13 protein-coding genes are annotated in these 14530 nt (G+C 71.1%); 8 read left to right on the top strand and 5 right to left on the bottom strand.

What is annotated here, in order from left to right; translation table 11 throughout:
* The first annotated feature begins 72 nt into the window (after window positions 1-72).
* From RM609_RS22490 to RM609_RS22480, 3 genes are all read left to right on the top strand, one after another.
* On the top strand, window positions 73-999 hold the full coding sequence (locus RM609_RS22490; protein ID WP_311613309.1) for an ABC transporter ATP-binding protein: 927 nt from the start codon (window positions 73-75) through the stop codon (window positions 997-999).
* Complete coding sequence (locus RM609_RS22485) at window positions 996-1766, top strand: ABC transporter permease (RefSeq protein ID WP_311613308.1); 771 nt, start codon at window positions 996-998, stop codon at window positions 1764-1766. The genes RM609_RS22490 and RM609_RS22485 overlap by 4 nt, the downstream gene beginning before the upstream one ends.
* A gap of 66 nt (window positions 1767-1832) precedes the next feature.
* Window positions 1833-2822, top strand: a complete 990-nt coding sequence (locus RM609_RS22480; RefSeq protein WP_311613307.1) for a COX15/CtaA family protein — start codon at window positions 1833-1835, stop codon at window positions 2820-2822.
* On the opposite strand, the gene RM609_RS22475 is transcribed toward RM609_RS22480, so the two are convergent.
* The 3 genes from RM609_RS22475 to RM609_RS22465 form a co-directional block, all read right to left on the bottom strand.
* The gene (locus RM609_RS22475) at window positions 2795-3856 is read right to left on the bottom strand and encodes an amidohydrolase (protein ID WP_311613306.1); all 1062 of its coding nucleotides are present in this window, start codon (window positions 3854-3856) and stop codon (window positions 2795-2797) included. The two genes, RM609_RS22480 and RM609_RS22475, sit on opposite strands and share 28 nt — an antisense overlap.
* 77 nt (window positions 3857-3933) lie before the next feature.
* On the bottom strand, window positions 3934-4284 hold the full coding sequence (locus RM609_RS22470) for a hypothetical protein (protein ID WP_311613305.1): 351 nt from the start codon (window positions 4282-4284) through the stop codon (window positions 3934-3936).
* 91 nt (window positions 4285-4375) lie between these two features.
* Window positions 4376-5317, bottom strand: coding sequence for a heme o synthase (locus tag RM609_RS22465; protein WP_311613304.1), 942 nt, complete (start codon window positions 5315-5317; stop codon window positions 4376-4378).
* 457 nt (window positions 5318-5774) lie between these two features.
* Between RM609_RS22465 and tkt the strand changes: the two genes are divergently transcribed.
* The 5 genes from tkt to pgl are packed head-to-tail and all read left to right on the top strand — an operon-like array spanning window position 5775 to window position 12339.
* Entirely contained in the window at window positions 5775-7856 is a 2082-nt protein-coding gene (gene tkt, locus RM609_RS22460) for a transketolase (RefSeq protein WP_311613303.1), read from the top strand.
* Between the two features lie 37 nt (window positions 7857-7893).
* A complete protein-coding gene (gene tal / locus RM609_RS22455) occupies window positions 7894-9009 on the top strand; it encodes a transaldolase (protein ID WP_311613302.1) in 1116 nt (371 codons plus the stop codon).
* 2 nt (window positions 9010-9011) lie between these two features.
* Window positions 9012-10535, top strand: a complete 1524-nt coding sequence (gene zwf / locus RM609_RS22450; protein WP_311613301.1) for a glucose-6-phosphate dehydrogenase — start codon at window positions 9012-9014, stop codon at window positions 10533-10535.
* Window positions 10532-11563, top strand: coding sequence for a glucose-6-phosphate dehydrogenase assembly protein OpcA (gene opcA / locus RM609_RS22445; RefSeq protein WP_311613300.1), 1032 nt, complete (start codon window positions 10532-10534; stop codon window positions 11561-11563). Before zwf ends, opcA begins: the two co-directional genes overlap by 4 nt.
* Complete coding sequence (pgl, locus tag RM609_RS22440; protein WP_311613299.1) at window positions 11560-12339, top strand: 6-phosphogluconolactonase; 780 nt, start codon at window positions 11560-11562, stop codon at window positions 12337-12339. The genes opcA and pgl overlap by 4 nt, the downstream gene beginning before the upstream one ends.
* Window positions 12340-12405: 66 nt before the next feature.
* Here the strand turns inward: pgl and pgi are convergent, their stop codons facing one another.
* Window positions 12406-14058: a glucose-6-phosphate isomerase gene (gene pgi, locus RM609_RS22435; protein WP_311613331.1), complete on the bottom strand. Its 1653-nt coding sequence runs from the start codon at window positions 14056-14058 to the stop codon at window positions 12406-12408.
* 136 nt (window positions 14059-14194) lie between these two features.
* Window positions 14195-14530, bottom strand: a complete 336-nt coding sequence (locus RM609_RS22430; protein ID WP_003957010.1) for an RNA polymerase-binding protein RbpA — start codon at window positions 14528-14530, stop codon at window positions 14195-14197.

The raw sequence follows: 14530 nt of genomic DNA, 5'->3' as shown, positions 1-14530 counted from the left end.
GATCACTTAGGGTCACCTAACCGAGCCCCCCGCCGGGGTCCGTTCCGCCCCGCCCTCCGTACACTTCCCCGCATGCATGAAGAGCCCGCGGTCGAGGTCCACGGCCTGGTCAAGCGGTACGGGACGAAAACCGCGGTGAACGGTCTCGACCTGACCGTCGCGCGCGGCGGCGTGACCGCCGTCCTCGGCCCCAACGGCGCCGGAAAGACCACCACCATCGAGACCTGCGAGGGCTACCGGCGGCCCGACGCCGGCACCGTCCGCGTCCTCGGCCTGGACCCCCTCGCCGACGCCGCCGGCCTGCGCCCACGCGTCGGAGTGATGCTCCAGAGCGGCGGCGTCTACGCGGGCGCGCGCGCCGCGGAGATGCTGCGCCACACCGCGTCCCTCCACGCCCACCCCCTGGACGTGGGCATGCTGATCGAGCGGCTCGGGCTGGGCGACTGCGGCCGTACGACGTACCGCAGGCTCTCCGGCGGCCAGCAGCAGCGCCTCTCGCTCGCCATGGCCGTCGTCGGCCGCCCCGAGCTGGTCTTCCTCGACGAGCCGACGGCCGGCCTCGACCCGCAGGCCCGCCGCGCCACCTGGAACCTGGTGCGCGAGCTGCGCGCCGACGGCGTCACGGTCGTCCTGACCACGCACTACATGGACGAGGCGGAACAGCTCGCCGACGACGTCGCCATCATCGACGGCGGCAAGGTCATCGCCCAGGGCAGCCCGGAGGAGCTCTGCAAGGGCGGCGCCGAGAACACCCTGCGCTTCAGCGGCCGGCCCGGCCTGGACCTCGCCTCGCTCCTCAAGGCGCTGCCCGCCGACTCCGCCGCCGCCGAGCCGGCCCCCGGGTCGTACCGCGTCAACGGCACGGTCGACCCGCAGCTGCTCGCGACGGTGACGTCGTGGTGCGCCCAGCACGGGGTCATGCCGGACCGCATAACGGTCGAGCGGCACACGCTCGAGGACGTCTTCCTCGAACTCACCGGTAGGGAGCTGCGCGCATGACCGCCACCGGCACCTTCGCCCCCCGGCCCGGGGCCGCGCCACTGTCGCGGATGATCCGCGCGCAGGCCGCGCTGGAGACCCGGATGCTGCTGCGCAACGGTGAGCAGCTGCTGCTCACCGTCGTCATCCCGACCCTGCTGCTGGTGCTCTTCAGCGCTGTCGACATCGTCGACACCGGCCCCGGCAAGGCCGTCGACTTCCTGACACCGGGCGTCCTGGCGCTCGCCGTGATGTCCACGGCCTTCACCGGGCAGGCCATCGCGACGGGCTTCGAGCGCCGCTACGGCGTGCTCAAGCGGCTCGGCGCGTCCCCGCTGCCGCGCTGGGGGCTGATGACCGCGAAGACGGCCTCGGTGCTGGTCACCGAGGTCCTTCAGATCACGCTGCTGACGGTCATCGCGTTCGCGCTCGGCTGGTCGCCGCACGGCAACCCGCTGGCCGTCGTCCTGCTGCTCGTCCTGGGAACGGCCGCGTTCTCCGGGCTGGGCCTGCTGATGGCCGGGACGCTCAAGGCCGAGGCGACGCTCGCGGCGGCCAACCTGGTCTTCCTGCTCCTGCTGGTCGGCGGCGGCGTGATCGTCCCGCTGGAGAAGTTCCCGGGCGCCGTCCGCACGGCGCTGGAGGCGCTGCCCATCTCCGCGCTCTCCGGCGGCCTGCGCGACGTGCTGCGCGACGGCGCGGGCATGCCCTGGGCCGACCTCGGCATCCTCACCGTCTGGGCCGTCCTGGGCCTGGGCGCGGCCGCGCGGTTCTTCCGCTGGGAGTAGGACGCGCCCGGGGCACATCGGGACCCTCGTGAATCCGTGCACAAGCGTCCCCTTACGATGACTTCCGTGCCGAAAACGCTGAACCCCCTCCAGCTCGTCGCCGACCGCTGGCAGCCCTCCGCCCGCTTCGTCGAGCGGGCCGCGCTCGCCTGTGTGGTCATGTCCGTGATCATCGTCGTGACGGGCGGCGCGGTGCGGCTCACCCAGTCCGGGCTCGGCTGCCCCACCTGGCCGACCTGTACCGAGGACAGCCTGACGCCCACGCCCGCGATGGGCATCAACGGCGTCATCGAGTTCACCAACCGCATGCTGACCTATGTGCTGTGCGCGGTGGTCAGTGTGGCGATCGTGGCGGCACGCGCGCGTGCCCCGCGCCGCCGCAGCCTGACGAAGCTCGGCTGGGCCCAGTTCTGGATCGTCGCGAGCAACGGCATCATCGGCGGCATCACCGTGCTGACGGGCCTCAACCCGTACATCGTCGCCGCGCACTTCCTGGCGGCGACCTCGCTGCTGACGGTGGCCACGATCATGTGGCTGCGGACCCGTGAGGGCGACGACGAGCCGCGCGACGTGGTGGCCCGTCCGGTGCGCCAGCTCGGCTGGGTGCTGGTCGTCGCGAGCGCCCTGCTGATCGTGGCGGGCACGGTGGTCACCGGCTCGGGCAGGCACGCGGGCGACGCCTCCAAGGACGTCCACCGCATCCCTCTGGACTGGCACGAGGTCACCCAGCTGCACGTCGACTTCGTCTACATCGTCATCGGCCTCACCGTGGCGCTGTGGTTCGCGCTGCGGGCCGTGAAGTCCCCCGGGGGGCCGCGCCGCAGGGTCGTCGAGCTGTTCGTCGTGATCATGCTCCAGGGCACGATCGGCTATGTGCAGTACTTCAACGACTCGCCCGAGGTGATCGTCGGCACCCATATGCTCGGCTCCTGCCTGATGTGGGTCGCCGTGCTGCGGGTCTTCCTGTCGCTGCGCGAGCGCGGCGAGGCGCCGGTGCTGCCCGCTCCCGCCGGTGAGCACGAGGCGCTTCAGACGGCCGCCGCGTCCAGCCGGTAGACCCTGCGCGCGGTGCCGGCCGCGACGAGGGAGGCGATCCGTGCCGCCTCCGCCGCCCGGCACCATCCGTCGGCCACCCAGTCGCGCATCAGCCGCTCCATGGCGCGGGTGAACAGCCGGGCGGCCACCACGTACAGCTCCGCCAGGGCCCGTGCCCCGGTCGAGAACAGCAGCTTGCCGAACGGCGCCTCGCGCAGCGTCTCCTCCGGCCGGGTCCCGACGTCCGCGTAGACGTGCGGGAAGGCGGCGGCCAGCTGGGCCGCCTGCCGCCGGTGCCAGGGGTCCGCGAGCAGCACCAGGTCCACGCCCCGGCTCGCGGTGGCCCGCAGGAAGCCGGTGAGCCGCTGCGGCCGCGCGCAGTGCAGCTGGACGGGCAGGCCCGTGGCGACCGCGCTCCACAGCAGATGACGGATCAGCACGGGGTCGTCCGGCGTGTCTCCGGTGCGGCGCGTGCGCAGCCACCGTCCGGCGGCCTCGCGCACCTCGGCCGCGTCCGGTGGGCTGTCGTCGCAGAAGGTGACGCCGGTGGCGAAGGCGGTGGCGCTTCCGGAGGCCGCGTAGAGGGCTTCGGCCGTATACGCGAGGAAGGCGTCCAAACCTCCGGTCGTGTCGGCGATCCGCGCGGCCAGCGGTTCGAGCCGGACGACCTCGTGGGCGCGGCCCTCGGCGGCGCTGGCCAGCTCGTCCGGCGAGGTGAGGGCGCCGGTGGCGCCCGCCTCCAGCAGGAACGTCCCGATGCCCGCGCCGCGCAGCAGCAGACGGCCGGCGCGGTAGGCGCCCAGTTCGCGGCGGCGGGCCAGATAGCTCACGGGCGCGCAGTGCGGCTCCAGCCCCAGCAGGGGCGGGCACCAGCGGCGTACGGCCAGGCCCGCGCGGCTGTCGAAGAAGGTGGTGCCGGGCGGCGCGGGCCCGGTGGACCCGGCGGCCTCGGCCAGATGGGTCTCGAACTCCCCGAGCCCCAGATCCGTGTGGACGGCGCCGTGGCTGTACTGGTCGACGAGCGGCGGTATGCCGCCGTCCATCCTGCCGTCCATCGCGCCCCCTCCTCGCCGGTCCCCACCGCGCGGCGCCGGGGCGCCGCTCCCGGTGGGTCTAACGGACGAGGGGGCCGTCAGTTATCGCCGGGGTTCCTCGGCCCGCCGATCTGGATGCCGGCCATACGGGACCACTCGTAGGGGCCCGTACGCACCTTGGCGGCCATCTCCCCGTCGAAGTCGTCGTGGAGGGTGATCCCGGCGAGCTCGGCCGCCTGCCGCGCGGTCTCGAAGTCGCGGGCGACGAGGTTGCCCCATTCGCCGTTGGCGCCGACGAGGGCGATCCGGGTGGTGCCGCGGGCGATGTGCGCGAGCTGGCCCTCCGCGCCACCGCCGTGGCTCTTGGCGAAAGCGGTGATCTGCTTCGCCAGTTTCGCAGCCTGCTTGTTCGCAGCCTGCTTGTCGGCTGCCTGCTTGGTGTCTGCCATGGCCAGGATGCTACCGACGGGTAGCACAAACGGCGATGGGCGGCGCGGGTGGCTTTGGCCACCCGCGCCGCCCACCGGACGGTCCGCGGTCCTAGCGCAGGAACGGGTCGATCGCGACCGCAGTGAACAGCAGCGACACATAGGTGATCGACCAGTGGAACAGCCGCATCTCCTTGAGCTTCGCGCCCGTGACGCCCGCCTTGGCGCGGGACTGGAGGGCGTGGGCCTCCTTCAGCCAGAAGGCGCCGCACAGCACGGCGACGGCCGTGTAGAACCAGCCGGTGTAGCCCAGCGGCTGGAGGAGCAGCGACACGCCGACCATCACCCAGCTGTAGAGGACGATCTGCTTGGCCACGGCCTTGTTGCCCGCGATGACCGGCAGCATCGGCACGCCGACGCGCTCGTAGTCGTCCTTCACCTTCATCGACAGCGGCCAGTAGTGCGGCGGCGTCCAGAAGAAGATGACGAGGAAGAGGATCAGGGAGGCCCAGGAGACCTCGTTCTTCACCGCGGACCAGCCGATGATGACCGGCAGGCAGCCCGCGATGCCGCCCCAGACGATGTTCTGCGCGGTACGCCGCTTGAGGATCATCGTGTAGACGACGACGTAGAACGCGTTGGCGCCGAGCGAGAGCATCGCCGACAGGGGGTTGACCAGGAACCAGAACCACACTGTGGAGCCGACGGTCAGCGCGGAGGCGAAGACCAGGCACTCGCGGGGCGAGACCATGCCCGTGACCAGCGGACGCTGGGACGTACGGTCCATCATCGCGTCGATGTCGCGGTCGTAGTACATGTTGAACGCACCCGCGCCACCGGCGGACAGGTAGCCGCCGACGCAGGTGGCCAGCACCAGCCACAGGTCCGGGACGCCCTGGGCCGCGAGGAACATCACCGGCACCGTCGTCATCAGCAGCAGCTCGATGACGCGCGGCTTCGTCAGTGCCACGAAACCCTTGACCCGGGCCCCGAACGGCCGGTGACCAGGGCTCTCGACGAGCACCCCCGCAGGACGGGATTCGACGGCCGTCACGCACACCCCTGAGAGAGATAAGGCCAGCAAGCTCGTCCGGGCGTGAAATCCCGGGTAAAGGCTTGCGCGTACTACGCCACTCTAGACGCAGGGGACAGCGGGGCCTCCGCCGGGGTGGGCTCGTGTTGAGGCGCCGGGTCCACCGGGCCGAACGGGGCCGAACCCCGGCAGAACGGTCCCCTCCGGGAGGCGGGCGGGCGCCGGGCCCGGCAGGCTGGAGTGGAGGCCCCCGCACCGGGGAGGGAATGATTCCCCTCCGGGTGCGGTTGCCCGGGTCGGCGATCAGATGATCGAGGATCGCTCGACGCGAACTCGACGATCAAATGAGAGCCGCACGGCCCGACTGTGAGTCGAAAAAACGCCCGTCCAGGCGGGGGTAGGCTCGTCAGCGCCGCGTCGTGGCGGAACATACCGCCCCCGGCAGATCGCATATGTGGAGAGGAGCCCTGATCCGAGGGTGAGCACCAAGCCGACCACCACAGACCTCGAATGGACCGAACTGGACCAGAGGGCCGTCGATACCGCCCGCGTCCTGGCCATGGACTCCGTGCAGAAGGTCGGCAACGGCCATCCCGGCACGGCCATGAGCCTGGCTCCCGCCGCCTATCTGCTTTTCCAGAAGCTGATGCGGCACGACCCGAGTGACGCCGACTGGGTCGGCCGGGACCGATTCGTCCTCTCCCCGGGCCACACCAGCCTGACCCTGTACACCCAGCTGTTCCTGGCGGGTTACGGGCTGGAGCTGGCGGACCTCAAGGCCTTCCGTACCTGGGACAGCAAGACCCCGGGTCACCCGGAGCACGGCCACACCGTCGGTGTGGAGACCACCACCGGCCCGCTGGGCCAGGGCATCGCCAACGCGGTGGGCATGGCCATGGCCGCCCGCTACGAGCGCGGCCTGTTCGACCCGGAGGCCCCGAAGGGCGAGTCCCCCTTCGACCACACCGTCTGGGCGATCGTCTCCGACGGCGACCTGGAGGAGGGCATCTCCGCCGAGGCGTCCTCGCTGGCCGGTCACCAGAAGCTGGGCAACCTCGTCGCCCTGTACGACGACAACCACATCTCGATCGAGGGCGACACCGAGACCGCCTTCTCCGAGGACGTCCTCAAGCGCTACGAGGCCTACGGCTGGCACGTCCAGCGCATCGAGCAGGCCCCCAACGGCGACTTCGACGTCAAGGCGCTGTACGCGGCGTTCCAGGCCGCCAAGGCCGAGACCGAGCGTCCGTCGATCATCGCGGCCCGCACGATCATCGCCTGGCCCGCCCCGAACGCCCAGAACACCGAGGCCTCGCACGGCTCGGCGCTCGGCGAGGCCGAGATCGTCGCGACCAAGAAGGTCATGGGCTTCGACCCGGAGCAGCACTTCCAGGTCGATGACGAGGTCCTGGCGCACGCCCGCCAGGTCGTCGACCGCGGCCGCGCGGCCCGTGCCGCCTGGGACAAGCAGGTCCAGGTCTGGCGCGAGGCCAACCCGGAGCGCGCCGCCGACCTCGACCGCATCACCGCGGGCGAGCTGCCCGACGGCTGGGAGAAGGCCCTCCCGGTCTTCCCGGCCGGCAAGGACGTCGCGACCCGCAAGGCGTCCGGCGAGGTCCTCAAGGCGCTGGGCGGCGTGATCCCCGAGCTGTGGGGCGGCTCCGCCGACCTCGCCGGCTCGAACAACACCACGATCGACCCGTCGTCGTCCTTCCTCCCCGAGGGCAACCCCCTCCCGGAGGCGAACCCGTACGGCCGCACGATCCACTTCGGGATCCGCGAGCACGCCATGGGCTCGACGATGAACGGCATCGCGCTGCACGGCAACACCCGCGTCTACGGCGGCACCTTCCTGGTGTTCTCCGACTACATGCGCCCGGCCGTGCGCCTGGCCGCGCTGATGAAGCTGCCGGTCACCTACGTCTGGACACACGACTCCATCGGTCTCGGCGAGGACGGCCCGACCCACCAGCCGGTCGAGCACATGGCCGCGCTGCGCGCCATCCCGGGCCTGAACATGGTCCGTCCGGCCGACGCCAACGAGACGGCCATCGCCTGGCGCGAGATCGTCAAGCGGCACACCGCCAAGCCCGCGCCGCACGGTCTGGCCCTCACCCGCCAGAACGTCCCGACGTACGAGGCCAACGAGGGCGCGGCCAAGGGCGGCTACGTCCTGTTCGACGCCGAGGGCGGCCGCCCGCAGGTGATCCTGATCGCCACCGGTTCCGAGGTCCAGCTGGCCGTCGAGGCCCGCGAGGCGCTCCAGGCCGACGGCGTCCCGACCCGCGTGGTCTCGATGCCGTCCGTCGAGTGGTTCGAGGAGCAGGACCAGGCGTACCGCGACGGCGTGCTGCTGCCGGACGTCAAGGCCCGGGTGGCCGTCGAGGCCGGTATCGGCCTGACCTGGTACCGCTACGTCGGCGAGGCCGGCCGGATCGTCTCGCTGGAGCACTTCGGCGCCTCCGCCGACTACAAGGTGCTCTACCGCGAGTTCGGCCTGACCTCGGACGCCGTGGTCGAGGCCGCCCGCGAGTCGATCGCCGACGCCGCCCGTCGCTGACGGCGCCCGCATACAACCTGTAGGAGATGCAGAACCCATGACAGACGCACTCAAGCGCCTCTCCGACGAAGGCGTCGCGATCTGGCTGGACGACCTGTCCCGCAAGCGCATCACGTCCGGCAACCTGGCCGAGCTCATCGACCAGAGCCATGTGGTGGGTGTGACGACCAACCCGTCGATCTTCCAGAAGGCGATCTCCGGTGGCGAGGGCTACGAGCAGCAGCTCACCGACCTCGCCGCCCGCAAGGTCACCGTCGACGAGGCCATCCGCATGATCACGACGGCGGACGTCCGCGACGCCGCCGACATCCTGCGCCCGGTCTTCGACGCCACCCACGGCCAGGACGGCCGGGTCTCCATCGAGGTCGACCCCCGTCTGGCCCACAACACGGTCGCCACGGTCGCCGAGGCCAAGCAGCTGGCCTGGCTGGTGGACCGCCCCAACACCCTGATCAAGATCCCGGCCACCAAGGCGGGCCTGCCGGCCATCGCCGAGGTGATCGGCAAGGGCATCAGCGTCAATGTCACGCTGATCTTCTCCCTCGAGCGCTACCGCGCGGTCATGGACGCCTACCTGACCGGTCTGGAGAAGGCCAAGGCCCAGGGCCAGGACCTGTCCCTGATCCACTCGGTCGCCTCCTTCTTCGTGTCCCGCGTGGACACCGAGATCGACAAGCGGCTGGACGCGCTGGGCACCGCCGAGGCCAAGGAGCTGCGCGGCAAGGCCGCCCTGGCCAACGCCCGCCTGGCCTACCAGGCCTACGAGGAGGTCTTCTCCTCGGACCGCTGGCTGGCCCTGGAGAAGTCCGGCGCCAACAAGCAGCGCGCCCTGTGGGCCTCGACCGGCGTCAAGGACCCGGCCTACAAGGACACGCTGTACGTGGACGACCTGGTGGCGCCGAACACGGTGAACACCATGCCGGAGGCCACCCTGGAGGCCACCGCCGACCACGGTCAGATCACCGGTGACACGGTGCGCGGCACGTACGAGCAGGCCAAGGCCGAGCTCGACGCGCTCGCGAAGCTGGGCATCTCGTACGACGAGGTCGTCCAGCTGCTGGAGGACGAGGGCGTCGAGAAGTTCGAGGCGTCGTGGAACGACCTGCTGAAGTCCACTGAGGCGGAGCTCAAGCGCCTCGCTCCGGAGGCATGAAATTGAGCAGCAGCAATCCGCTGCGTGACGCTCTGGACCGACGGCTCCCGCGTATCGCGGGGCCGTCGGGCCTGGTCATCTTTGGCGTCACGGGCGATTTGTCCCGCAAAAAGCTGATGCCCGCGGTGTACGACCTGGCCAACCGCGGCCTGTTGCCGCCGGGCTTCTCCCTGATCGGCTTCGCCCGCCGGCAGTGGGCGGACGAGGACTTCGCGCAGGTGGTGCACGACGCCGTCAAGGAGCACGCGCGCACCCCCTTCCGCGAGGAGGTCTGGCAGCAGCTGGTCCAGGGCTGCCGGTTCGTCTCGGGCGACTTCGACGACGACGACGCCTTCGACACGCTGCGCACCACCATCGAGGAGCTCGACAAGGCGCAGGGCACGGGCGGCAACTTCGCCTTCTACCTGTCCGTACCGCCGAAGTTCTTCCCCAAGGTCGTCCAGCAGCTGAAGAAGCACGGCCTGGCCGACCAGAAGGCGGGCTCCTGGCGGCGCGCCGTCATCGAGAAGCCCTTCGGTCACGACCTGAAGAGCGCCCAGGAGCTCAACCGGATCGTCCACGAGGTGTTCCCGGCCGATGCGGTCTTCCGCATCGACCACTACCTCGGCAAGGAGACGGTCCAGAACATCCTGGCGCTGCGGTTCGCCAACACCCTCTTCGAGCCGATCTGGAACCGGTCGTTCGTCGACCATGTGCAGATCACCATGGCCGAGGACATCGGCATCGGCGGCCGCGCCGGCTACTACGACGGCATCGGCGCCGCCCGTGACGTCATCCAGAACCACCTGCTCCAGCTGCTGGCGCTGACCGCGATGGAGGAGCCCGCCTCCTTCGACGCCGACGCGGTGGCCGCGGAGAAGACCAAGGTGCTGGGCGCCGTCTCGCTGCCGAAGGACCTCGGCAAGGAGACCGTGCGCGGCCAGTACACCCATGGCTGGCAGGGTGGCGAGGAGGTCGTCGGCTACCTCGAGGAGGACGGCACCGACCCCAAGTCGAAGACGGACACCTACGCCGCGATCAAGCTGGAGATCGACAACCGCCGCTGGGCGGGCGTCCCCTTCTACCTGCGCACCGGCAAGCGGCTGGGCCGCCGCGTCACCGAGATCGCGGTCGTCTTCCAGCGCGCCCCCTACTCCCCCTTCGACCGGACCGCCACCGAGGAGCTGGGGCAGAACGCCCTGGTCATCCGGGTGCAGCCGGACGAGGGCGTGACCGTGCGCTTCGGCTCCAAGGTGCCGGGCACCTCGATGGAGGTCCGGGACGTCTCGATGGACTTCGCCTACGGCGAGTCCTTCACCGAGTCCAGCCCCGAAGCGTATGAGCGGCTCATCCTCGACGTCCTGCTCGGCGAGTCGAACCTCTTCCCGCGCCTGAAGGAGGTCGAGCTCTCCTGGGAGATCCTCGACCCGATCGAGGAGTACTGGGACAAGCACGGCAAGCCCGCGCAGTACCCGGCCGGCACCTGGGGTCCGGTCGAGGCGGACGAGATGCTCGCACGAGACGGACGGAGCTGGCGTCGGCCATGAAGATCGACCTTACGGACACCACGGCCAGCAAGATCAACAACGCGCTGGTCCAGGGCCGCCGGGCCATCGGCACCCCCGCCATCGGCATGGTGCTGACCCTGGTCATCGTCACCGACGAGGAGCACGCGTACGACGCGCTCAAGGCGGCCAACAACGCCTCCCGCGAGCACCCCTCGCGCAAGCTCGTCGTCATCAAGCGCGTCAGCCGCTCGCCGCGCGACCGCGCCCAGGCCCGCCTCGACGCCGAGGTGCGGGTGGGCACGGACGCCGGCGCCGGCGAGACGGTGGTGCTGCGGCTCTACGGCGACGTCATAGACCACGCCCAGTCGGTCGTGCTGCCGCTGCTGCTCCCGGACGCCCCCGTGGTGGTCTGGTGGCCGGTCAACTCCCCGAGCGACCCGGCCAAGGACCCCCTCGGCGCACTCGGTCAGCGCCGCGTCACCGACACCTACACCGCCGAGGAGCCCGTCGCCGAGCTGTCGGCCCGCGCCGCGCACTACGCGCCCGGCGACACCGACCTGGCCTGGACCCGGATCACGCCGTGGCGCTCCATGCTCGCGGCCGCCCTGGACCAGCAGCCCGGCATCGAGATCACCTCGGCCGAGGTGGAGGGCGAGCCCTACAACCCCAGCGGTGAGCTGCTGGCCATGTGGCTCGGCGACCGCCTCGGGGTGCCGGTGACGCGTTCGGTCTCGGGCGGCCCCGGCCTCACGGCCGTCCGCATGGAGACCAAAAACGGCGTCATCACCCTGGACCGCCCCGACGGCGCCCTGGCCACGCTCTCCATGCGCGGCCAGCCCGACCGGGCCGTGGCACTCAAGCGCCGCGACACGGCCGAGCTCCTCGCCGAGGAGCTGCGCCGGCTGGACCCGGACGACATCTACGCGTCCTCGGTCAAGTACGGCGTGGACCGGCTGAACGTGGCGCCGGCGGCGCCGAAGGCGGAGGCCGAGGCCCCCGCCGAGAAATCGGCCCCGGCGAAGCCCGCCCCTTCCCCGGCTCCGGCCAAGAAGGCGGCGAAGAAGTGAGCACGCCCCAGATCGTCGTGCACCGGGACAAGGAGCTGATGGCCCAGGCCGCGGCGGCCCGGCTGATCACGAAGATCGTGGACGCCCAGGCCGCCCGCGGCTCCGCGTCCGTCGTCCTCACCGGCGGGCGCAACGGCAACGGGCTGCTCGCGGCCCTCGCCGCGGCGCCCGCCCGGGACGCGGTCGACTGGTCACGGCTGGACCTGTGGTGGGGCGACGAGCGCTTCCTCCCGGAGGGCGACCCCGACCGCAACGCCACGCAGGCCCGTGAGGCCCTGCTGGACGCGGTGCCGCTGGACCCGAAGCGGGTGCACGTCATGCCCGCGGCGGACGGCACGTACGACGACGCGGACGCGGCGGCGGAGGCCTACGCGGCCGAACTGGCCGCCGCGGCCCGTCCCGAGGACCATGGCCCCGTACCGGCCTTCGACGTCCTGCTGCTGGGCGTCGGCCCGGACACCCACGTCGCCTCCCTCTTCCCGGAGCTTCCGGGCGTACGGGAGACGGAGCGTGCGGTCGTCGGCGTCCACGGCGCGCCGAAGCCCCCGCCGACGCGGGTCTCCCTGACCCTCCCGGCGATCCGGGCGGCCCGGGAGGTCTGGCTGCTGGCGGCGGGCGAGGACAAGGCCGGGGCGGTGGCCCTGGCCCTGAGCGGCGCGGGCGAGGTCCAGGCACCGGCGGCGGGCGCGTACGGCACGCGTCGCACGCTGTGGCTGCTGGACCAGGCCGCGGCGGCGCGACTGCCGCGGGACCTGTACCCGCCGGCGTCGCCCTGACGTACGCACATGGATATGGCGATGGCCCGCTCCCCCGAGAAGGGGAGCGGGCCATCGCCGTTGGGCCTAGCGCCCGCGAAGCTCGCGGTACCGCGCCACGAGTCCCGCCGTCGACGCGTCGAGCCCCGGTACGTCCGCGCCCTCCGTCAGTGCAGGCTCCACCCGCTTGGCGAGGACCTTGCCGAGCTCGACGCCCCACTGGTCGAAGGAGTCGATGTTCCAGATCGCGCCCTGGACGAAGACCTTGTGCTCGTACAGCGCGATCAGCTGACCGAGCACCGACGGCGTCAGCTCGCTCGCGAGGATCGTCGTCGTCGGGTGGTTGCCCTTGAACGTCTTGTGGGGGACGAGCTCCGCCGGGACGCCCTCCGCCGCGACCTCCTCGGGGGTCTTGCCGAAGGCGAGGGCCTGGCCCTGGGCGAAGAGGTTGGCCATCAGCAGGTCGTGCTGGGCGACCAGTCCGGGCTGGAGGTCCTCCACCGGGCGGGCGAAGCCGATCAGGTCCGCCGGGATGAGCTTCGTGCCCTGGTGGATCAACTGGTAATACGCGTGCTGGCCGTTGGTGCCCGGGGTGCCCCAGACCACCGGGCCGGTCTCCCAGCTCACCGGCCGGCCGTCACGGTCCACCGACTTGCCGTTGGACTCCATGTCCAGCTGCTGGAGGTAGGCCGCGAACTTCGACAGGTAGTGGCTGTAGGGCAGCACCGCGTGCGACTGCGCGCCGTGGAAGTTGCCGTACCAGACGCCCAGCAGGCCCAGCAGCAGCGGCGCGTTCTCCTCCGGCGGCGCGCACCGGAAGTGCTCGTCGACCAGGTGGAAGCCGGCCAGCATCTCGCGGAAGCGGTCGCCGCCGATGGCGATCATCAGGGAGAGGCCGATGGCGGAGTCGTACGAGTAACGACCGCCGACCCAGTCCCAGAACTCGAACATGTTGGCGGTGTCGATGCCGAAGTCGGCGACCTTCTCCGCGTTCGTGGACAGCGCGACGAAGTGCTTGGCGACCGCGCTCTCGTCGGCGCGCAGCTCGGTGAGGAGCCAGTTCCGCGCGGAGGTGGCGTTGGTGATGGTCTCGATCGTGGTGAAGGTCTTGGAGGCCACGACGAAGAGCGTCTCGGCGGCGTCGAGGTCGTGGACCGCCTCGTGGAGGTCGGCGCCGTCCACGTTGGAGACGAAACGGAACGTCATGTCGCGGGCGGTGTAGGCGCGCAGCGCCTCGAACGCCATCGCCGGACCGAGGTCGGATCCACCGATGCCGATGTTGACGACGTTCTTGATGCGCTTGCCGGTGTGGCCCTTCCACTCACCCGAACGGACCCGGTCGGTGAAGATCTGCATCTTCCGCAGGACCGCGTGGACGGCGGGCACGACGTTCTCGCCGTCGACCTCGACAACGGCCGACTCCGGGGCGCGCAGGGCGGTGTGGAGCACCGCGCGGTCCTCGGTGGTGTTGATCCGCTCGCCGCGGAACATCGCGTCCCGCAGCCCGGCGACGTCGGCCGACGCCGCCAGCTCGCGCAGCAGCCGCAGGGTCTCGTCGGTGACCAGGTGCTTCGAGTAGTCGAGGTGGAGGTCGCCGACGGAGACGGTGTACTTGTCGGCCCGGCTCGGGTCGTCGGCGAAGAGCTCCCGCAGATGCACCTCCCCCAGCTCGTCACGGTGCTTGGCGAGCGCGTTCCACTCGGGAGTGCGGTCCAGCCTGGTGCGGCTCTCTGCGTTCATCTCGGACATCAGTCCACTTCTCCTCGTGATTTCCCCGCTGTCCCCAACCTAATTGATCAGCCGTCGATTCCCGGTGCAAACGGAAGCGGCCCGGCCGGACACCTTCCCAGGTGTCCGGCCGGGCCGCTCGGTCGCTCTAGATCTCCCCACGGAGCTTGGCGAGCGCCTCGGCGAGGATCGCCTCGCCGTCGGCGTCGCTGCGCCGTTCGCGCACATAGGCGAGATGGGTCTTGTACGGCTCCGTGCGCGGCGGGTCCGGTGGATTGTCCCGGTCCTGACCGGCCGGGAACCCGCAGCGGGGGCAGTCCCAGGTGTCGGGCACCTGGGCGTCGCTGGCGAAGCTCGGCTGCGTCTCGTGCCCGTTGGAACACCAGAAGGAGATCCGCAGTCGGGGTGCTGATTCGCCCCGCTCCGCCTCTCCCATGGGCCCCGCCCCGACCCGGCTTCCTCGGATCGCGTTGCCACTTGCCAC

Origin of the sequence: Streptomyces hesseae, from assembly GCF_031845785.1 — a bacterium.
Lineage (GTDB): Bacteria > Actinomycetota > Actinomycetes > Streptomycetales > Streptomycetaceae > Streptomyces > Streptomyces hesseae.
This window is presented reverse-complemented; position numbering and strand designations above follow the sequence as displayed.